Source organism: Pseudothioclava nitratireducens (genome assembly GCF_029210495.1).
GTDB classification, from domain to species: Bacteria; Pseudomonadota; Alphaproteobacteria; order Rhodobacterales; family Rhodobacteraceae; genus Pseudothioclava; species Pseudothioclava nitratireducens.
Map to the genome: position 1 here is coordinate 95,086 of NZ_JARGDK010000003.1, position 19,687 is coordinate 114,772.

General features: G+C 63.3%; 18 protein-coding genes and 1 other annotated feature. Of the genes, 13 read left to right on the forward strand and 5 right to left on the reverse strand.

The window, feature by feature from the left end; translation table 11 throughout:
- Nucleotides 1-5 precede the first annotated feature (5 nt).
- Nucleotides 6-1,022: a sugar ABC transporter substrate-binding protein gene (locus P0X85_RS04465; RefSeq protein WP_275809118.1), complete on the reverse strand. Its 1,017-nt coding sequence runs from the start codon at nucleotides 1,020-1,022 to the stop codon at nucleotides 6-8.
- A gap of 179 nt (nucleotides 1,023-1,201) precedes the next feature.
- Here P0X85_RS04465 and P0X85_RS04470 point away from each other — a divergent pair, with 179 nt between their 5' ends.
- Nucleotides 1,202-2,437 (forward strand): ROK family transcriptional regulator, encoded by a 1,236-nt coding sequence (locus P0X85_RS04470; protein ID WP_275809121.1) that lies wholly within the window; start codon nucleotides 1,202-1,204, stop codon nucleotides 2,435-2,437.
- 6 nt (nucleotides 2,438-2,443) lie between these two features.
- Here the strand turns inward: P0X85_RS04470 and P0X85_RS04475 are convergent, their stop codons facing one another.
- A complete protein-coding gene (locus P0X85_RS04475) occupies nucleotides 2,444-3,205 on the reverse strand; it encodes a DeoR/GlpR family DNA-binding transcription regulator (protein ID WP_275809124.1) in 762 nt (253 codons plus the stop codon).
- A gap of 249 nt (nucleotides 3,206-3,454) precedes the next feature.
- Between P0X85_RS04475 and glpD the strand changes: the two genes are divergently transcribed.
- The 12 genes from glpD to P0X85_RS04535 all read left to right on the forward strand — a co-directional run bounded on the left by glpD (nucleotide 3,455) and on the right by P0X85_RS04535 (nucleotide 16,453).
- The gene (gene glpD / locus P0X85_RS04480; protein WP_275809127.1) at nucleotides 3,455-5,053 is read left to right on the forward strand and encodes a glycerol-3-phosphate dehydrogenase; all 1,599 of its coding nucleotides are present in this window, start codon (nucleotides 3,455-3,457) and stop codon (nucleotides 5,051-5,053) included.
- A gap of 13 nt (nucleotides 5,054-5,066) precedes the next feature.
- Nucleotides 5,067-6,155: an ABC transporter ATP-binding protein gene (locus tag P0X85_RS04485; RefSeq protein ID WP_275809130.1), complete on the forward strand. Its 1,089-nt coding sequence runs from the start codon at nucleotides 5,067-5,069 to the stop codon at nucleotides 6,153-6,155.
- A gap of 11 nt (nucleotides 6,156-6,166) precedes the next feature.
- Nucleotides 6,167-7,243, forward strand: coding sequence for an ABC transporter ATP-binding protein (locus P0X85_RS04490; RefSeq protein WP_275809133.1), 1,077 nt, complete (start codon nucleotides 6,167-6,169; stop codon nucleotides 7,241-7,243).
- Entirely contained in the window at nucleotides 7,243-8,112 is an 870-nt protein-coding gene (locus P0X85_RS04495; RefSeq protein WP_275809136.1) for a carbohydrate ABC transporter permease, read from the forward strand. Before P0X85_RS04490 ends, P0X85_RS04495 begins: the two co-directional genes overlap by 1 nt.
- Nucleotides 8,113-8,115: 3 nt before the next feature.
- Nucleotides 8,116-8,970: a carbohydrate ABC transporter permease gene (locus P0X85_RS04500; RefSeq protein ID WP_275809139.1), complete on the forward strand. Its 855-nt coding sequence runs from the start codon at nucleotides 8,116-8,118 to the stop codon at nucleotides 8,968-8,970.
- Nucleotides 8,971-8,994: 24 nt separating this feature from the next.
- Entirely contained in the window at nucleotides 8,995-9,267 is a 273-nt protein-coding gene (locus P0X85_RS04505; RefSeq protein ID WP_275809142.1) for a DUF2160 domain-containing protein, read from the forward strand.
- 86 nt (nucleotides 9,268-9,353) lie between these two features.
- Nucleotides 9,354-11,066, forward strand: coding sequence for an ABC transporter substrate-binding protein (locus P0X85_RS04510; RefSeq protein WP_275809145.1), 1,713 nt, complete (start codon nucleotides 9,354-9,356; stop codon nucleotides 11,064-11,066).
- Nucleotides 11,067-11,169: 103 nt separating this feature from the next.
- Nucleotides 11,170-12,654 (forward strand): glycerol kinase GlpK, encoded by a 1,485-nt coding sequence (gene glpK, locus P0X85_RS04515; protein ID WP_275809148.1) that lies wholly within the window; start codon nucleotides 11,170-11,172, stop codon nucleotides 12,652-12,654.
- Nucleotides 12,618-13,799 (forward strand): iron-containing alcohol dehydrogenase, encoded by a 1,182-nt coding sequence (locus P0X85_RS04520; RefSeq protein ID WP_275809151.1) that lies wholly within the window; start codon nucleotides 12,618-12,620, stop codon nucleotides 13,797-13,799. The genes glpK and P0X85_RS04520 overlap by 37 nt, the downstream gene beginning before the upstream one ends.
- A 98-nt stretch (nucleotides 13,800-13,897) precedes the next feature.
- On the forward strand, nucleotides 13,898-14,566 hold the full coding sequence (locus P0X85_RS04525) for a class I SAM-dependent methyltransferase (RefSeq protein WP_275809154.1): 669 nt from the start codon (nucleotides 13,898-13,900) through the stop codon (nucleotides 14,564-14,566).
- Nucleotides 14,567-14,624: 58 nt separating this feature from the next.
- Complete coding sequence (locus P0X85_RS04530) at nucleotides 14,625-15,458, forward strand: arsenate reductase/protein-tyrosine-phosphatase family protein (RefSeq protein ID WP_275809792.1); 834 nt, start codon at nucleotides 14,625-14,627, stop codon at nucleotides 15,456-15,458.
- Nucleotides 15,455-16,453, forward strand: a complete 999-nt coding sequence (locus P0X85_RS04535) for an ArsJ-associated glyceraldehyde-3-phosphate dehydrogenase (RefSeq protein WP_275809157.1) — start codon at nucleotides 15,455-15,457, stop codon at nucleotides 16,451-16,453. Before P0X85_RS04530 ends, P0X85_RS04535 begins: the two co-directional genes overlap by 4 nt.
- A 15-nt stretch (nucleotides 16,454-16,468) precedes the next feature.
- Here the strand turns inward: P0X85_RS04535 and P0X85_RS04540 are convergent, their stop codons facing one another.
- From P0X85_RS04540 to rnc, 3 genes are all read right to left on the reverse strand, one after another.
- Nucleotides 16,469-17,326 (reverse strand): universal stress protein, encoded by an 858-nt coding sequence (locus P0X85_RS04540; protein WP_275809160.1) that lies wholly within the window; start codon nucleotides 17,324-17,326, stop codon nucleotides 16,469-16,471.
- A 14-nt stretch (nucleotides 17,327-17,340) separates the two neighbouring features.
- Nucleotides 17,341-18,831, reverse strand: coding sequence for a SulP family inorganic anion transporter (locus P0X85_RS04545; protein ID WP_275809163.1), 1,491 nt, complete (start codon nucleotides 18,829-18,831; stop codon nucleotides 17,341-17,343).
- Nucleotides 18,832-18,894: 63 nt separating this feature from the next.
- Nucleotides 18,895-18,952 (reverse strand) — a sequence feature (sul1 is cis-regulatory element that is thought to sense ions involved in sulfur or methionine metabolism; They are found in Alphaproteobacteria).
- 61 nt (nucleotides 18,953-19,013) lie between these two features.
- Nucleotides 19,014-19,667, reverse strand: a complete 654-nt coding sequence (gene rnc / locus P0X85_RS04550) for a ribonuclease III (RefSeq protein ID WP_420851789.1) — start codon at nucleotides 19,665-19,667, stop codon at nucleotides 19,014-19,016.
- Nucleotides 19,668-19,687 lie beyond the last annotated feature (20 nt).

Consider the following 19,687-nt stretch of genomic DNA (forward strand, 5'->3'; position numbering starts at 1 on the left):
GGGGCTTAGCCCCAGCAGCGCTTGAGCGCTTCTTCCGAGGTGATCGAGGGGATGCCCTCGACCGGCTCGTCGGTCACAAGCTCAACGCCGGTGTTGAAGAAGTCGAGCCCCTCGGTATTCGCCGGCTTGGTGCCGTCCGCGGCAAAGGCGGCAATCGCCTCGATCCCCTTCGACGCCATCAGCAGCGGGAATTGCATCGAGGTGGCACCGATCACGCCATCCTTGACGTTCTGCACGCCCGGGCAGCCGCCATCGACCGAAACGATCAGAGCCTGGTTTTCGAGGCCGACAGCCTTGAGCGCCTCATAGGCACCGGCTGCTGCGGGTTCGTTGATCGTGTAGACCACGTTCACACCCGGATCTTTCTGGAGAAGGTTCTCCATCGCGGTGCGCCCACCTTCTTCGTTGCCGTTGGTCACGTCATTGCCGACGATGCGCGGATCATCCTCGTCGCCGATATCCTTGGGGTCCTTGATGTCAACGCCAAAGCCCTGAAGGAAGCCGTTGTTGCGCAGGTAATCCACCGAGATTTCCGAGGCGTTCAGGTCGAGCATGGCGATCTTGGCGCCAGAGGTGTCGCCCATCTTTGCTGCCGCCCATTGGCCGATCAGCTCGCCCGCGAGGAAGTTGTCGGTCGCGAAGGTTGCATCCGCCGTTTCCGGCGGCTCGAACGGAGTGTCGAGCGCGATCACCAGCAAACCGTTCTCGCGGGCCTGAGTCACGGCGGGTGCAAGCGCCCGGCTGTCGGACGGGGTGATCAGGATACCCTTCGCCCCGGCGGCAATGCAGCTTTCGACAGCAGCGATTTGGGTTTCGACATCACCGTCGATCTTGCCCGCAAAGGTGCTGAGCTGAATGCCCATCTCTTTCGCCTTGGCGGTCGCGCCTTCCTTCATCTTGACGAAGAAGGGGTTGGTGTCGGTTTTGGTGATCAGGCAGGCACCCACGTCGGCAGCTTGCGCCGCCCCCGCAAACGCGCTCAGCGCAATCGCAGTCGCGCCCAGATACACGGTTTTCTTCATCACGATTTCTCCTCCCATGGTACGTGATTCCCTCTCGGGCTGACCGGAAATTGCCCGAGCGAGGGGGAGTCGTCAATAATTAATTCATGTTTATTTATTTATTGACGCGCTTGCCTTCTACCCCCATCCTGCGCAAGGAAACACAGGCCCGCGACAGTGGCGGGAGGACGGGCGAGTCGATGAATACGCAAGACCAAAGGACGCGCGAAATCAGGGCGCAAGCCAAGCTCGGCTCGGATCACTCGGCGATGCGTGCACGCAATGAACGGCTCGTGCTGACACTCATTCGACGCCGCGGCGCGCTTCCCAAATCCGAGATCGCACGCCTGACCGGGCTTTCCGCGCAAACCGTCTCGGTGATCATGCGCGAACTTGAGGCGGACGGGCTCTTGGTCAAATGCGCCCCGGTGCGCGGCAAGGTCGGGCAACCCTCGGTGCCGATGGATCTTGCCGCCGATGGGGCGCTGTTCTTCGGCCTCAAGGTCGGGCGGCGGCGCACCGAAATGGTGCTCATCGACTTCGCCGGAGAGGTTCGCGCCCGCGCCGCCGTGCGCCATGACCACCCGACCCCAGACGCGACGCTTCGCTTCGCTCAGGACACAATCACGACGATGAGCGCCACGCTGACCGCGACCGAACGGGATCGCATCTGCGGGCTGGGAATTGGCCTGCCCTTCCAACTGTGGGATTGGGCCGAAGCACTCCGTGTGCCCGAGGATACGATGCGCCCCTGGCGCAGCCGCGACATCCGCTCCGAGTTGGCGGCCACACTCCCCTGGCCCGTCCTCATGGAGAACGACGCCTCCGCTGCCTGCAATGCGGAACTGATTTTCGGGGATGGCACGCTGCCACAGAACTTCCTCTATGCCTTTGTCGGCTTTTTCATCGGCGGCGGGCTGGTGCTCAATGGCACGATGTTCGCGGGCGCACATGGAAATGCCGGGGCGCTCGCCTCGATGCCAGTGCCGGACGGTCGGGGCGGTTCGCGGCAGCTCGTCGAGATCGCCTCTCTGCACCATCTAGAGGAACGCTTGCGCGCCACTGGCGGCGATGGCCGCTTCCTGTGGGAAAGTGTGGAGGGCTGGGATATCGCCCCCGAGATCATCGACCCGTGGATCGCCGAGGCCGCACGCGGGTTGGCGCATGTGACCGCCTCTGCGGTGGCGTTGTGCGATCTCGACGCGCTGGTGGTCGACGGCTGGCTGCCGACACCCCTGCGGGACCGGCTCTGCGTCGAGACTGCGGCCGAACTTGCACGTATCAACCTCTCCGGCATCGCCCCACCCGAGATCATCGCCGGTCAGGCAGGCCCGGAAGCCCGCGAATTCGGGGCCGCCAGCCTGCCACTCTCGGCGCGCTTCCTTCTGGAGCTTGGCAGCCTGCCCAACGACACCCCGCACCCCGGCGAGGCATGACACGGCTTAGCCTGCGCAGACGACTTCCGTCCCCCAGCCCTCGCAGGCCGCGGCCAGATCAGGCGGCAGCGGGCGATCGGTAAACACCCCGTCGAGGTCGGCCATAGAGGCAATCCGCGCAGGCGCGCTGCGGGCGAATTTCGTGTGATCGGCCACGAGGAAGGTCTTGCGCGACTGGCGCAGGATGGTCTGACTGACATTCACCTCCTGAATGTCGAAATCCAGCAAATCGCCATCACGGTCGAGCGCAGAGCACCCGATGACCGCAAGATCGAACTTGAACTGCCGGATCGTTTCGGCGGCAAGGTTTCCGATCAGCCCCCCATCCGCGCGGCGCAGATGACCACCGGTCACGATGATCTCGCATTTGCGATTGGCCACCAGAATATTGGCGACATTCATGTTGTTCGTCACCACCATCAGCCCCTCATGGTGCAAGAGCTCTTGCGCCACGGCCTCGGTCGAGGTGCCGATGTTGAGAAAAATCGAAATGCCGTTCGGGATACGTGCGGCACAGGCCCGCGCAATGGCCGCCTTGGCCGCAGAGTTGAGCGAGCGACGCTCCTCATAGCCGATATTCGTGGTCCCGGAGGGCAGCACCGCGCCACCATGCACCCGCTCCAGCCGTCCGGCCTCGGCCAGATCGGTCAAGTCGCGGCGGATGGTCTGAAGCGTCACCCCAAAATGTGAGGCCAGCCCCTCGACGGTCACCTTACCCTCGCGCCGAGCGATCTCGAGTATCTCGGGGTGCCGAAAGGTGGATGACATTGGTTACGGGTTCTCTGCTCGGAGACGCATGGGCGTCGCACATTCGGTTTACGTAAGGGATTTTCGCGAAAGCCCCCCGAAACGCAACCCGAAACGCTCATTGCATCGCTTTTCGGGTGCGAATTGCGGTTGTTTTCTTGGGTTTTCAACAAGACTGCGTGAAAACGAACAAAAACGAATACAAATTCATTGCGAAGTGAAATATCTCGCGCCATAAGAGTCGGGACAACGCGCTTGGAGGAGAATCGCGTGACTCACCCGACCGAAAGCCGGACGACGGACTTGTTCGTCATTGGCGGCGGCATCAATGGCTGCGGCATTGCGCGCGACGCTGCGGGTCGCGGGCTGTCGGTGACGCTGGCCGAGATGCACGACCTTGCCTCGGCGACCTCCTCCGCCTCGACCAAGCTGTTCCATGGCGGGCTGCGCTATCTCGAGTATTTCGAGTTCCGCCTTGTCCGCGAGGCACTGATCGAGCGCGAAGTGCTCTTGCGGGCAATGCCGCATATCAGCTGGCCCATGAGATTTGTGCTTCCTTATCATAAGGATATGCGATTTGAGTCGGATACGCCGACGTCCAAACTGCTAAGCCTCGTGATGCCGTGGATGAAGGGGCGGCGGCCTGCATGGCTGATCCGACTGGGGCTGTTCCTCTATGACCATCTCGGCGGACGAAAGCTGCTGCCCGGCACTTCGACAGTCGATCTGATCGGCACACCCGAGGGGGCACCGCTTCAGGAGCGCTTCGCCAAAGCCTATGAGTATTCGGATTGCTGGGTCGAGGATTCCCGTCTGGTCGTTCTCAATGCCCGCGACGCAGAAGCCCGTGGCGCGCGCATCATGACCCGCACCAAGGTCGTCTCGGCCACCCCCGAGGGCAATCTTTGGCGCATCGAAACGCGCAATAGCGAAAATGACACGGTCGAGATCCACCACGCCCGGATGCTGGTGAATGCCGGTGGCCCCTGGGTCGGTGACATCATCCAGACGAAGGTGCACCTGCGCTCGAACGAGGGCGTGCGGCTGGTGCGTGGCAGCCATATCGTGACGCGCCGCCTCTATGATCACGACAAATGCTACTTCTTCCAGGGCACGGACGGGCGCATCATCTTCGCCATTCCCTACGAAACCGATTTCACCCTGATCGGCACCACCGACGCCGAGCATGATGACCCCTCGCGCGCGCCCGTTTGCACGCCCGAAGAGCAGGATTACCTGCTCACCTTCGCCAATCAGTATTTCAAGCGGCAACTGACCCGCGGGGATGTGGTCTGGACCTATTCGGGCGTCCGTCCCCTCTACGATGATGGCGCGTCGAGCGCGACCGCAGCAACCCGCGACTACACGCTCAAGGTCGACACCAGCGCGGGCGCGCCGCTGCTCAATATCTTTGGCGGCAAGATCACCACCTATCGCCGCCTCGCCGAGAGCGCGTTGGACAAGATCGGCACGCAGCTTAGCTTGAAGCAGGGGAAATGGACGGCGGGTGTGCCGCTGCCCGGAGGAGATTTCCCGGTCGATGGTGTCAAGGCGCTGGCCCGAGAGCTGTGCGACCGCCACCCGTTCCTGACGGAGTTCTGGGCGCTGCGCCTCGTACGCGCTTACGGAACCGAGGCGACGAAACTGCTTGGCAATGCCCGCACTGCCGAAGATCTCGGGCGCGATTTCGGCGCAACGCTGACCGCGGCCGAGGTGAACTGGCTGATGGATTACGAATATGCCCGCACCGCCGAGGATGTGGTGTGGCGCCGCACCAAGCTGGGGTTGCGGCTGAGTGCCGAACAAATCCGCGATCTCGACGAATGGATGGCCGCACGCCATCACGCCGAGCCCGCGGCGGCGGAATGAGGAGGAGAGCCGGATGGCGCTGGAACTGAAAGGCGTGTCGAAAACGGTAGAGGGGCAAACCCATATCTACCCGACCGACCTGACCCTCGAAGCGGGCACGATGAACGTGCTGCTGGGGCCGACCCTGTCGGGCAAGACCTCGCTGATGCGGCTGATGGCCGGTCTCGATGCGCCCGCGACGGGCCGGATTTTCTGGAACGGCGCGGATGTCACCGGCCAGCGCGTGCAAGATCGCAAAGTCGCCATGGTCTACCAGCAGTTCATCAACTACCCCTCGATGACGGTCTATGAGAACATCGCCTCGCCGATGAAACTGCTGGGCGTCGACAAGGCCGAGATCGACCGCCGCGTGCGCGACTCCGCCGAGTTGATGAAGCTCACGCCGATGCTCGACCGCAAGCCGCTGGAGCTTTCGGGCGGGCAACAGCAGCGCTGCGCACTGGCGCGGGCGCTCGTGAAAAACGCGGGCCTTGTGCTGCTCGATGAGCCGCTGGCGAACCTCGATTACAAACTGCGCGAGGAATTGCGCGTCGAGATCCCGAAGATTTTCGAAGCCTCGGGCGCGATCTTCGTCTACGCCACGACGGAACCCGAAGAGGCGCTCCTTCTGGGCGGCAATACCGCGACGCTGTCCGAAGGCCGCGTCACGCAATTCGGCCCGACACTCGACGTCTACCGCCAGCCGGTCGATGCGACCACTGCGCGCGTTTTCAGTGATCCGCCGATGAACTTCATGCAGATTTCCAAGACCGGCAGCCGGATCATGTTCGGTGACGGGCAAAGCGCCCCTGCGGTCGGCGCGCTCGCGGAGCTGCCGGATGGGCGCTACAGCGCGGGCTTCCGCCCGAACCATCTGGAGATCGGCCAGCATTCCGCCGATGCCATGGAATTCCGCGCGAACCTGACCGTAACCGAACTCACCGGCTCCGAGACCTTCATCCATCTCGACCACCACGGCGAACGCTGGGTGGGGGTGATCCATGGCGTCCACGACCTGACGCTGGGCGAAGACCTCTCGGTCTGGCTCGACCCGCGTCACGTCTATGTCTTCGGCGAAAACGGCAAGCTGGTCGCACCCGCAGCCTATGCGCTCGCGGCCTGAGGGAGGGAACGATGGCCAAGATCACACTCGATAATCTCGCGCATTCCTACCTCCCCAATCCGGGGTCCGAGGATGACTATGCGCTCAAGGAACTGAACCACGTCTGGGACGATGGCGCGGCCTATGCGCTGCTTGGCTCGTCGGGCTGCGGCAAGTCCACCCTGCTCAACATCATCTCGGGTCTGCTGCAACCCTCGCAGGGGCGGATTCTGTTCGATGACCGGGACGTGACCCATGAACCGACCGCCGCGCGCAACATCGCGCAGGTGTTCCAGTTCCCGGTCGTCTACGACACGATGACGGTGCGCGACAACCTCGCCTTCCCGCTGCGCAACCGTGGCCGCGACGAGCGCTACATCGCCGAGCGCGTGCAAGAGATCGCCCGCATGATCGGCATGGAAGAGATGCTCAACCGCAAGGCGCGCGGGCTGACGGCGGATGCCAAGCAGAAGATCTCGCTCGGGCGTGGCATGGTGCGCAAGGACGTGAATGCCCTACTGTTCGACGAACCGCTGACCGTGATCGACCCGCATATGAAATGGGAGCTGCGCACCCAGCTCAAGAAGCTGCATCACGATTTCGGTCACACGATGATCTACGTCACCCATGACCAGACCGAGGCGCTGACCTTCGCCGACAAGGTGGTGGTGATGTATGACGGGCGCGTGGTGCAGATCGGCACGCCCGAGGAACTGTTCGAGCGCCCCGAGCACACCTTCGTCGGCTATTTCATCGGCTCGCCCGGCATGAACGTGATCCCGGCGCGGATCGACGGCAACAAGGCCTATGTGAACGGCTCTTATGTCGAACTCGCGCAGGGCTATGGCCCGCTCAACGGCAAGGTCGAGATCGGCGTGCGCCCGGAATACGCGCGGCTGAGCCAGACGGACGGCCTGCCGGTCAAGGTCCGCCGCGTCGAGGACGTCGGACGCCACAAGATCATCCGCGCCGAGTTCTTCGGCCATGACATCAACATCATCGCCGGCGAGGACGAGCGCATCAGCGCCGACATGAACCGCGTCAGCTTCGATGCGGCCCATGTGAACGTCTACGCCAATGACTGGCGCGTGCAGGGGGAGGCCGCGTGATGGAAAAGACCGTCAACCAAAAGGCATGGTTCCTTGTCCTTCCGGTGCTTTTGCTGGTCGCTTTCTCGGCGGTGATCCCGCTGATGACCGTGGTCAACTATTCGGTGCAGGACACGTTCGGCAACAACCAGTTCTTCTGGGCCGGGCTTGAATGGTTCCGCGAGATGCTCTCCTCCGAGCGCATGTGGGACGCGCTTGGTCGGCAGTTGATGTTCTCCGGGATCATCCTTGCGATCGAGGTGCCGCTGGGGATTTTCGTGGCGCTGAACATGCCCAAATCGGGCTTCTGGGCGTCCTTCTGCCTCGTGCTGATGTCGCTGCCGCTGTTGATCCCGTGGAACGTGGTCGGCACGATCTGGCAGATTTTCGGTCGCGTCGATATCGGGCTTCTGGGCTACACGCTCGACAAGCTCGGCATCAATTACAACTACACGCAGGACACGATTGCGGCATGGGTGACCATCGTCGTGATGGATGTCTGGCACTGGACCTCACTGGTGGCGCTTCTGGCCTATGCGGGTCTCAAGTCGATCCCCGATGCCTATTATCAGGCCGCCAAGATCGACCAGGCCTCGCGCTGGAAGGTGTTCCGCTTCATCGAACTGCCCAAGATGATGGGCGTTCTGATGATCGCGATCCTGCTGCGCTTCATGGACAGCTTCATGATCTACACCGAGCCCTTCGTCGTCACCGGCGGCGGTCCGGGCAATGCCACAACGCTCTTGTCGATCGACCTCGTGAAGATGGCGCTGGGGCAGTTCGACCTCGGCCCGGCGGCGGCCTTCTCGATCATGTATTTCCTCGTGATCCTTCTCATCTCGTGGGTGTTCTACACCGTGATGACCAACCTCGATAAGCGGGAGGGCTGAGCAATGGCCGACATGACCGTGACCCCAGCCGCCACCCAGCGCAAGCGCGCCCTGCCCCGGATCAACAGCCGCGCGGTGGTGATGGGGCTTTACCTTCTGTTCCTGCTGCTGCCGATCTACTGGCTGCTGAACATGAGCCTCAAGACCAATACAGAGATCCTGAACTCGTTCACCCTCTGGCCCAGCAACCTGACCTTTGCCAATTACGCCACGATCCTCACCGATCCGGCGTGGTACATGGGCTATGTGAACTCGCTGATCTACGTGGTGATGAACACGGTGATCTCGCTCACCGTGGCGCTGCCTGCGGCCTATGCCTTCTCGCGCTACAGCTTCATGGGCGACAAGCACCTGTTCTTCTGGCTGCTGACGAACCGCATGGCACCGCCCGCCGTTTTCGCGCTGCCCTTCTTCCAGCTTTACTCCTCGGTGGGGCTGTTCGACACGCATATCGCGGTGGCGCTGGCGCATTGCCTGTTCAACGTGCCGCTCGCGGTGTGGATCCTCGAAGGCTTCATGCGCGGCGTGCCCAAGGAGATCGACGAAACCGCCTATATCGACGGCTACAGCTTCGGGCGGTTCTTCGTGAAGATCTTCATGCCGCTGATCGCAAGCGGCATCGGGGTCGCGGCCTTCTTCTGCTTCATGTTCTCGTGGGTCGAGTTGCTGCTCTCGCGCACGCTCACCACCGTGGACGCCAAACCCATCGCCGCCATCATGACCCGGACCCAAGGCGCGTCCGGCATCGACTGGGGCGTGCTCGCCGCCGCCGGGGTGCTGACGATCGTGCCCGGCGCGCTCGTGATCTACTTCGTGCGCAACTACATCGCCAAGGGCTTTGCCCTCGGGCGCGTGTGACCCGCAAACAGGGAGGACACCATTATGGACTGGATGGCCTGGACCGTACCGACCGCAATCTTCTTCGCTGTCATCGCCACGTTGCTCATCACCTTCACTGTGCTTGCGATCAAGTTCCCCGAGACGCCGCGCACCGGCATCCTGCGGATCGAGACCACGCGCGGGGATCGTCTTTTTATTACCCTTCTCGGCTCGGCCTTCATCAATCTGGCCTGGCTTGGATTGGTCGGCGCATCGCAACCCTATGCGCTGATCCTCTGCCTGATCTACGCCGCAGCGGTGTTCCGCTGGGTGTGAGTGACGGAGACGCGGCGGCACAAAGCGGTCAGGGAAACCGTCACGCCGCCAAATAGCAACCAAGTTCCTATCAATGGGAGGAGACCATGAACTTGAAGCTGAAACTCTCAACGGCAGCGATGCTGGTCCTTGCGGGCCCTGCATTCGCCGACATGAACGCCGCACAGGCGTTCCTCGATGCGGAGATCGGCGATCTGTCGTCGCTTTCGCGCGCCGAGCAGGAAGCCGAGATGCAGTTCTTCATCGACGCCGCCAAGCCCTTTGCGGGCATGGAGATCAAGGTCGTCTCGGAGACCATCACCACCCACGAATATGAAAGCCAGGTTCTGGCCCCGGCCTTCACCGCGATCACCGGGATCAAGGTCACCCACGACCTGATCGGCGAAGGCGATGTGGTCGAAAAGCTGCAAACGCAGATGCAGTCGGGTGAGAACATCTATGACGGCTACATCAACGACTCCGACCTGATCGGCACCCACTGGCGCTATCAGCAGGTGCGCAACCTGACCGACTGGATCGCCGGCGAAGGCGCGGATGTCACACTGCCGACGCTCGATCTCGAAGACTTCATCGGGCTGAGCTTCACCACCGGGCCGGATGGCAAGGTCTATCAGCTTCCGACCCAGCAATTCGCGAACCTCTACTGGTTCCGCTACGACTGGTTCAACGACGAGAAGAACAAGGCCGACTTCAAGGCGGCTTATGGCTATGACCTCGGCGTGCCGGAGAACTGGACCGCTTACGAGGACATCGCAGAGTTCTTCACCGGCCGCGACCTGTCGCATATGGGCGTCGACGGCCCGGTCTATGGCAACATGGACTACGGCAAGAAAGACCCCTCGCTCGGCTGGCGTTACACCGACGCATGGATGTCGATGGCCGGTATGGGCGACGTGGGTGAGCCGAACGGCCTTCCGGTCGATGAATGGGGCATCCGCGTGAACGAGAATTCGCAGCCGACCGGCTCCTGCGTGGCACGCGGTGGTGCGACCAACTCGCCCGCAGCCGTCTACGCCGTGACCAAGGCGATCGAGTGGCTGCAGAAATACTCGCCGCCCGCCGCCGCTGGCATGACCTTCTCGGAGGCAGGCCCGATCCCGGCGCAGGGCAATGTCGCCCAGCAGATGTTCTGGTACACCGCCTTCACCGCCGACACCGTGAAGCCGGGCCTGCCGGTAATGAACGAGGACGGCACGCCCAAATGGCGCATGGCCCCCTCGCCGCATGGCGTCTACTGGAAAGAAGGCCAGAAGGTCGGCTATCAGGACGCTGGCTCCTGGACGCTGATGCAGTCCACCCCGGTGGATCGCGCCAAGGCCGCATGGCTCTATGCGCAATTCGTCACCTCCAAGACCGTGGACGTGAAGAAATCGCATGTCGGCCTGACCTTTATCCGCGAGTCGACCGTGCAGCATGACAGCTTCACCGAGCGCGCGAACAAGCTTGGCGGTCTGGTCGAGTTCTACCGCTCGCCCGCCCGCGTGGCATGGTCGCCGACCGGCACCAACGTTCCGGACTACCCGAAGCTCGCGCAGCTCTGGTGGCAAAATATCGGTGACGCGATGTCGGGTGCGAAGACCCCGCAAGAGGCGCTCGACGCGCTCTGCGCGGATCAGGAGCGCGTGCTTGAGCGTCTCGAACGTGCTGGCATTCAGGGCGATATCGGTCCCAAGCTGAACGAAGAGCAGGATGCGCAATACTGGTTCGACCAGCCGGGCGCGCCCTATCCGAAGCTTGAGAACGAAGACGAAGAGCCCAAGACCGTCAGCTACGACGAGCTGATCAAGTCCTGGCAATAAGCCTTCCTCCCGGTCGGGGCCTTTCGGGGCCTCGACCATTTTCGAACTCCGGTTATTCTCCGAACAACTGACACGACGACATCCAGCCCGAGGAGAGGCGCTCATGACCCATATTCTGGCCATAGATCAGGGCACCACCTCCAGCCGCGCCATTCTGTTCGACGCGGCCATGACCGTGATCGCCTCGGCGCAGGAAGAATTCCCGCAGCATTACCCCGATAGCGGCTGGGTCGAGCATGACCCCGCCGATCTGTGGTCAACCACAGCCGCCACCTGCCGCGCCGCCATCGAGAAGGCAGGCATCGACGCGGGCAGCATCGCCGCCATCGGCATCACCAACCAGCGCGAAACGACCCTTGTCTGGGACCGCAAGACCGGCAAGCCGATCCATAACGCCATCGTCTGGCAGGATCGCCGCACCTCCGAGATGTGCAAGAAACTCAAGGCCGAGGGATTCGAGGAGACCGTCACCGACCGCACCGGGCTTCTGCTTGACCCCTATTTCTCGGGGACGAAACTGGCGTGGCTTCTCGACAACGTCGAAGGCGCGCGCGCCCGCGCCGAAGCCGGGGAACTGGCCTTTGGAACGGTGGACACATGGCTCGTCTGGAACCTTACCGGCGGCAAGGTCCATGTGACGGATGCGACCAACGCCGCCCGCACCCTGCTTTATGACATCCGCAAGGGCCGCTGGTCGCAGACCATCTGCGCGGAGCTTGGCATCCCGATGTCGCTCTTGCCCGAGGTGCGCGACAGCGCCGCCGAGTTCGGCGTGACCCGCCCCGATCTCTTTGGCCGTCCGATCCCGATCCTCGGTATCGCGGGCGACCAGCAGGCCGCAACCGTCGGCCAAGCCTGCTTCCAGCCCGGCATGCTCAAATCGACCTACGGCACCGGCTGCTTCGCGCTTTTGAACACCGGGGATACGCCGGTGCGCTCGAACAACCGGCTGCTGACGACCATCGCCTATCAACTCGACGGCAAGCCGACCTATGCGCTCGAAGGCTCGATCTTCATCGCGGGCGCGGTGGTGCAATGGCTCCGCGACGGCATCAAGATCATCCGCGATGCCAAGGAAACCCAACCCCTCGCGGAGCGCGCGGATCCCACCCAGCAGGTCGTGCTCGTCCCCGCCTTCACCGGCCTCGGCGCACCCTATTGGAACGCCGAATGCCGGGGCGCGATCTTTGGCCTGACCCGAAACTCCGGCCCCGAGGAATTCGCCCGCGCCGCATTGGAGAGCGTCGGCTTTCAGACCCGCGACCTCTTGCGCGCGATGCAGGCCGACTGGCAGGGCAGCAGCGAAACCGCGCTCCGCGTCGATGGCGGCATGAGCGCGTCCGACTTCGCAATGCAGTTTCTGGCCGACATCATCGGCGCGCGGGTGGATCGCCCGAAAGTGCTGGAAACCACGGCAATGGGCGCTGCGTGGCTCGCGGGACAACGGGCCGGCGTCTATCCCGGCCAAGAGGAATTCGCCGCGCAATGGGCGCTTGAGCGTTGCTTCGAGCCGCAGATGCCGGAGGACAGGCGCAGCGCCAAATACGCGGCATGGCAACGGGCCATCGACGCGACGATGCGGTTCTGAATATGGTCGGCTTTTCGCTGAGCACCCCCGCCCGCAGCGTCTTTGGACGCGACACCCGGCATCAGGCCGCAAGTGAAATCGCCGCGCTCGGGCATCGCGTGGTGCTGGTCCGGGGACGCTCGGTTGCATGGGTGGACGAGCTCATTCAAAGCCTCACGGCGATGGGCATCGCTGTCGAAACCATCTTCTCGCGGGCTGAACCCGATCTGGATGCCGCCCGCGCGGGCGTCGCCGCGGCGCGCGCGTTTTCGGCGGATTGCGTGGTCGCGGTGGGCGGCGGGGCGGCCATCGATCTGGGCAAGGCCTTGGCCGGGCTGATCCCTTCCGAGGGCGACCCGGCCGACTATCTCGAAGTGATCAATGAAACCCCCCGCACGCTTTCCGAGCCACTCCCGTTTGTTGCGATACCGACCACCTCCGGGACCGGGGCGGAGGCCACCCGAAACGCGGTGATCTCGGTTCCCGAGCGACAGATCAAGGTCAGCCTGCGCGACCCGCGCCTTTTGCCCGCTCTGACGATTGTCGATCCGGCGCTGACCGGTGGCACGCCCAAAGGGGTGACCCTTGCGACCGGGCTCGATGCGATCACGCAACTGATCGAAAGCTACCTGTGCATCCGTGCGAACCCGGTGACGGATGCCTTCTGCCGCTCTGCCGTTCCGCCCGCGATTGCCGCGCTCAACCGGCTCATGCAAGCCGAAGACCCCGCCGCGCGCGACGCGATGGCGCGGGCAAGCTATCTCAGCGGGCTGGCGCTGGCGAATTCGGGCTTGGGCATCGTGCACGGTCTGGCCGCCGTGATCGGTGGGCGGGGCGGCGCGCATGGGGCGATCTGCGGGCGGCTTTTGCCAGATGCTCTGCGGATCAACCGCGCGGCGGTTGTGGAGCAGTCTGGCGCAACGGACCGCTTTGACGAGGTCGCGGGCTGGCTGGCCGAGGGGCTGTCTGCGCCCAACAGTGACGGCATCGCCGCGCTGCGCCGTTTTATCGACGCGAACGGCCTTCCGGGACTTGGCGATTTTCACCTGCCCGAAGCCGATTTCACCGAAGTGGCAGAGGCCGCGCGCCACGCCTCCTCGACCAAGGGGAACCCGGTCACGCTCCGCACCGATCAGATTGAGGCGATCCTGCGCGCGGCGGGATAGGCGTCTTTCGGGGCGCCCCCGCAGAACCGTCTTGACGGGACCCCGCAACCGGGCGCAATGACGCGATCCGGTCCACCCAGAGAAAGCGCTGCGCCCCCGTGTCCTCGAACCCCTATGAAGCGGTCGGCTTCTACGATGCCGCCATCGCCGCCGGACGCCACCGCGATGTCGTGGGCGGTCGCTGGGACGAAACGGGCCGCGTCCAGATGGAAATCCTGCGAGAGGCGGGGCTCCGGCCCGAGCACCACCTGCTCGATATCGGCGCGGGGTCCTTGCGGCTGGGCTGCAAAGCCGTGCCCTATCTCGAACCGGGTCATTACTGGGCGACGGACGCCTCGCGTGCGATCATGCAGGCGGGGCACCGGGCGGAACTCAGCGATCCGACGCGCCTTGACCCCAAGCACCTGATCGAGGACGCGCGCTTCGACTTCCCTGGCATTCCCGCGACGATCACCCACGCCATCGCCTTCGCGGTCTTCCCGCACCTGCCGATGCCCCATCTGCGTCGCGCCCTGACCAATCTGCACCGGTTTGAGCGGCTGGAGCGGTTCCTGTTCACGGTCTTTCTCGCCCCCGACGCCGCGAGCGCCGCGCAGCCCTACCGCCAGCCGGACGGGGTCGTCACCCATGACATCCGCCCGCCCTATCACCTGCTGGAGGAGGATGTGGTCCACTTCGCCCGCCTTACCGGCTGGACCCTCACCCGCAAGGACAAGATGCTCCCGCGAGGGCAGATTCTCTTCGTGGCAGAGCCCGCGCCGCGCTAACACGGCTGTCATGGAAACTTCATTAGCGTTACGCCAATATTTCGATTATTCTCGAAATATGGAAAGTCTGATCATAGAACAGCTTACAGCGCTCGGACACCCGCAACGGCTTGCGGTGTTTCGCCTCCTGATGCGTCGGTTTCCCGACCGTGTGCCAGCCGGAGAAATCGCGCAAAACCTCGGCATCAAGGGCAGCACGCTGTCGAGCTATCTCGCAACGCTACAACATGCAGGCCTCATTTCGCAGCACCGGGACGGGACATCATTGCTCTATGGCATCGATCAGTCACGATTGAGAGCGATGATGACATTCCTTGTCGCGGATTGCTGCAGGGGCCGACCGGGTCTCTGTCCGCCCCTCGATCAAGGAGCCACTGCCATGACGGACCGCCAATATAAAGTGCTGTTCATCTGCGTAGGCAATTCCGCCCGATCCATCTTTGCCGAAACGCTGTTGCGTGAAACTGCCGGTGACCGTTTCGACGTCTACTCAGCCGGGACACGCCCTGCCACAACGCTGAACCCAATCGCAATCAGCGTGTTACAGGATAAGGGGCACGATATCTCGCATCTGCGCGCAAAACACATCTCAGAGTTTACCGGCCCGAATGCGCCGCATTTCGATTTCGTTTTCACCGTATGCAATCAGGCCGCGAACGAGGAATGCCCGCCATGGGACGGGCAACCGATCAGCGGTCACTGGGGCATGCCCGACCCGGTAAAGGTGGAGGGTACCGAGGCCGAAAAGGCATTGGCATTCCAACAGGCCTATGGCGCATTGAAACATCGGATCGAAGCCTTCGCGGCACTGCCAGTCCAGAGCCTCGACCGCATCGCCCTGCAAACCGCCGTCGATGAAATCGGCCGCATGTCTTCGGAGACAGGAAAATGACCACCTATGCCCTCAATGGCCTTGGCCGTATCGGCAAGCTCGCCCTGCGCCCGCTGCTCGAACGCGGCGCCAGGATCGCATGGATCAACGACGCGGTGGGCGACCCCGAGATGCACGCGCATCTCTTGGAATTCGACACGGTGCATGGCCGGTGGAAAGCCGAATTCTCGCATGATGCCGACAGCGTCACCATTGACGGCACACGCCTGCCCTTCATCGGCACGCGCAACCTCTCGGACTTGCCGCTCGACGGTGTGGACGTGGTGATCGACTGCACGGGCGTCTTCAAGACCGAGGCCAAGCTCGCCCCCTATTTCGACGCTGGCGTGAAGAAGGTCATCGTCTCGGCCCCGGTCAAGGACGGCCCCACCGCCAATATCGTCTTCGGCGTGAACCACGAGACCTACGACCCCGCGCAGCACAAGATCGTGACGGCGGCGTCCTGCACGACCAACTGCCTCGCACCGGTGGTCAAGGTTATCCATGAGGCGCTCGGCATTCGTCATGGCTCGATCACGACGATTCATGACGTAACCAACACCCAGACCATCGTCGACCGCCCCGCCAAGGACCTGCGCCGCGCGCGATCCGCGCTGAACTCGCTGATCCCGACGACGACCGGCTCGGCCACGGCGATCACGCTGATCTATCCGGAACTCAAGGGCAGGCTGAACGGCCACGCTGTGCGGGTGCCTCTCTTGAACGCCTCGATCACCGATTGCGTCTTCGAGGTCGAGCGCGCCACCAGCGCCGAAGAGGTCAATGCGCTGTTCAAGGCCGCCGCCGAAGGCCCGCTCAACGGCATTCTGGGCTATGAGACCCGGCCCCTCGTCTCGGCGGATTACACCAATGACCGGCGCTCTTCGATTGTCGATGCGCCTTCGACCATGGTGATCAACGGCACGCAGGTCAAAATCTACGCCTGGTATGACAACGAGATGGGCTATGCCCACCGGCTCGTCGATGTGGCGCTGATGGTGGGCGGGTCGCTCTGACCCACCCAGCCGCACCTAGCGCATGATCAGCACCGGAACCCGGCACGAGCGGATCATCTCGGTCGTGGTGGAGCCGATGATGAGCGCGCGAATGCGGCTGTGGCCGTAGGCCCCCATCACCAACAGATCATGCCCGCCCTGTGCGGTGATCTCGGCCAGCACCTTTTCGGGTTCGCCAGCACGGATGATCGTTTCTGCCTCAAACCCGCCAGCGGCCAGCGTCGCCACCGCCGCATCAAGCACCTTGCGGGTCTCCGGCACGTCCTTGCCGGCGAACACGAGCGAGACCTTGAGCCCGGCAAAGAGCGGGCTGCGCGAAATGTAATCGACCGCCTTGAGCGCCGAAGGGCCACCGTCGAACGCCACCAGAACCCGCTCGATAGGCGCATAGGCGCGGTTGGCGATAAAGACCGGCTTATGGCTCGCGCGCACGATCCGCTCAAGGTTGGAGCCCAGATGCTCCATCGCCTGACCCGCCGCCTCGCCCCGCTTGCCGATCACGATCATCTCGGCCTGCGCTTCCTTGGCGGTCACGGTTTCCACCAGATCATCCTGCCGCAGCCGCGTTTCAACAGCGATATCACCCGCTGCTTCGATGATCGCCTTGGCGTCCTCAAGGATCGCGCGGCCATGCTCATGCGTGAGCTTCGCGCGCTCTGCATCCAGTTCTGACAACTGCTCCAGAAGTGCCGTGCGCGCACCCAGACGGATTTCCCCCGAAAGGTCCTGCCGATCGCTGCCCGCACGCCGCCCGATGACGTGGTAGAGCTTCACTTTCCAGTCGTTGCGCCCCGCAATCCACGCCGCGTGATGGCAGACGCTTTCCGAATAGGCCGAGCCATCGACGAGGGCGATGAGTGTGTTGGTCGTCATTCTCGGGTCCTCCCTCAATGGCCCATCAGCGCGTCGCCCGCGCCCGGCTTGTCATGGATCGCCAGCTTGTCGACGATGGTTTCCGAGGCCTCATTCAGCCCGATCACCTCGACCTCGGCCCCCTCACGGCGGAACTTGAGCACAGCCATGTCGAGCGCCGCAACGGACGAAATGTCCCAGATATGCGCGCGGCTAAGGTCGATAGTCACCTTCTCAGGGGCTTCCTTGAAGTCGAAGGCCTTCATGAAATCCTCCGACGAAGCGAAGAAAAGCTGCCCCTCAATGGTATAGGTGCGGTGGCTGCCATCCGGCGTGATCTCGGTGCGGACTCGGAAAAGCTGCGAGATTTTCCACGCGAAGAAAATCCCCGACAAGAGCACGCCCACCAGCACCCCGATGGCGAGGTTGTGGGTGTAGATCACGAAGAACACCGTCGCGAGCATCACGATCGAAGACGAGCGGGGATGTTCGCGCAGATTGCGGATCGAAGACCATGAGAAGGTCCCGATGGAGACCATGATCATGATCGCCACCAGCGCCGCCATCGGGATCAGCGCCACAACATCACCCAGTGCCACACAGAGGATCAGCAGGAAAATCCCGGCCACAAAGGTCGAGAGCCGCCCGCGCCCGCCCGATTTCACGTTGATGATCGACTGCCCGATCATCGCGCACCCCGCCATACCCCCGATGAACCCGGTCGCAGCATTTGCGAGGCCCTGCCCGATGCATTCCTGATTACGGTCGGAGCTTGTGTCGGTCAGATCGTCAACGATCTGCTGGGTCATCAGGCTCTCCAACAGGCCCACGACCGCGACCGCAACCGAATAGGGGAAGATGATCGCCAGCGTCTCGAAGGTAAAGGGGATCTGCGGAATGAGGAACACCGGCAGCGTATCGGGCAGCTCGCCCATATCGCCCACCGTGCGCACGTCCCAACCCATCAGGATACTGAGCACCGTCAGCACGATAATGGTGACCAGCGGCGAGGGGACCGCGCGGGTGATCCGCGGGAAGAGATAGATGATCGCCAGACCCGCCGCGACCAGCGCATAGGTCAACATCGGCACTTTGCGCGGATCCAGCTCGGGCAGTTGCGCCATGAAGATCAGGATCGCAAGCGCATTCACGAACCCCGTCATCACCGATTTCGACACGAAGCGCATGACGTAACCGAGCCGCAGGAACCCCGCACCGATTTGCAACAGCCCCGCCAGCACCGTCGCGGCCAGCAGGTATTGCAGCCCATGGTCGCGCACCAGCGTCACCATCAGCACCGCCGTCGCTGCCGTCGCCGCCGAGATCATCCCCGGCCGCCCGCCCGCAATTGCCGCGATCACGGCAATCGAGAACGACGCATAGAGCCCGACTTTAGGGTCCACGCCCGCGATGATCGAAAAGGCAATCGCCTCGGGGATCAGGGCCAGCGCCACGACGAGCCCGGACAGCAGGTCGCCGCGAATATTGAGCGTCCACTGACGCCGGTATTGTGCAAGAGAGATCATGGACAGGTCTTTATCCTTAGGCCGCAAGGGAGGTGCGGTCTTCGTCGATGTCATCGGTCGATCGGTTGTCCGGCGGATGGGCGGCCGGAAGAGCCAGCCGGGGCTTTCACCCGGCTCCTTGTTCGCTGCGCGCCTGATAGCGGGATATGCCCCGAATGCCAACCTTTAAGGCCAGCAAGGGCTTAATCGACGGACAAACGGTCCAGCAGCGCCTTGGCGGCGGCCTGCTCGGCCTGCCGTTTGGCGCCAGCGGTCGCACGCGCCTTCTCGCCCGTGTCAAGTTGCGCCTCGATGGTGAAGATGGGCGCATGATCGGGCCCCTCGCGCGAGATGATCACGTATTTCGGCGGGCGGATGCCCCGCGCCTGCGCCCATTCCTGAAGCGCCGTCTTGGCATCGCGGGCATCCTCTTCGACATGGTCGATCCGGTCGCCCCAAAGCCGCAGGATCAGATCGCGTGCAACCTCGAACCCGGCGTCCAGATAAACCGCCGCAATCACCGCTTCCATCGCATCGCCCAGCAGCGCCTCCTTGCGGCGTCCCCCGGTCAGCATCTCGGAGCGGCCCAGTTTCAGCACCGAACCAAGGTCGATCTGACGCGCCACATCGGCACAGCTTTCCTTGCGCACGAGCGCGTTGAAGCGCGGCGCAAGCTGGCCTTCGGAGGCGCTTTTGTCGGCGGCGAACAGCGCCTCGGCCATGGTCAGGCCCAGCACCCGGTCCCCCAGAAACTCCAGCCGCTGGTTGTCAGGCCGGTTCGGCGTCGCAATCGAGCTGTGCGTAAGCGCGCGCAGCAGCAGTTCGGGCCGGGAAAACTCGTGCCCGAGCCGCGTCATGAACTCGCGAATATCCGTGC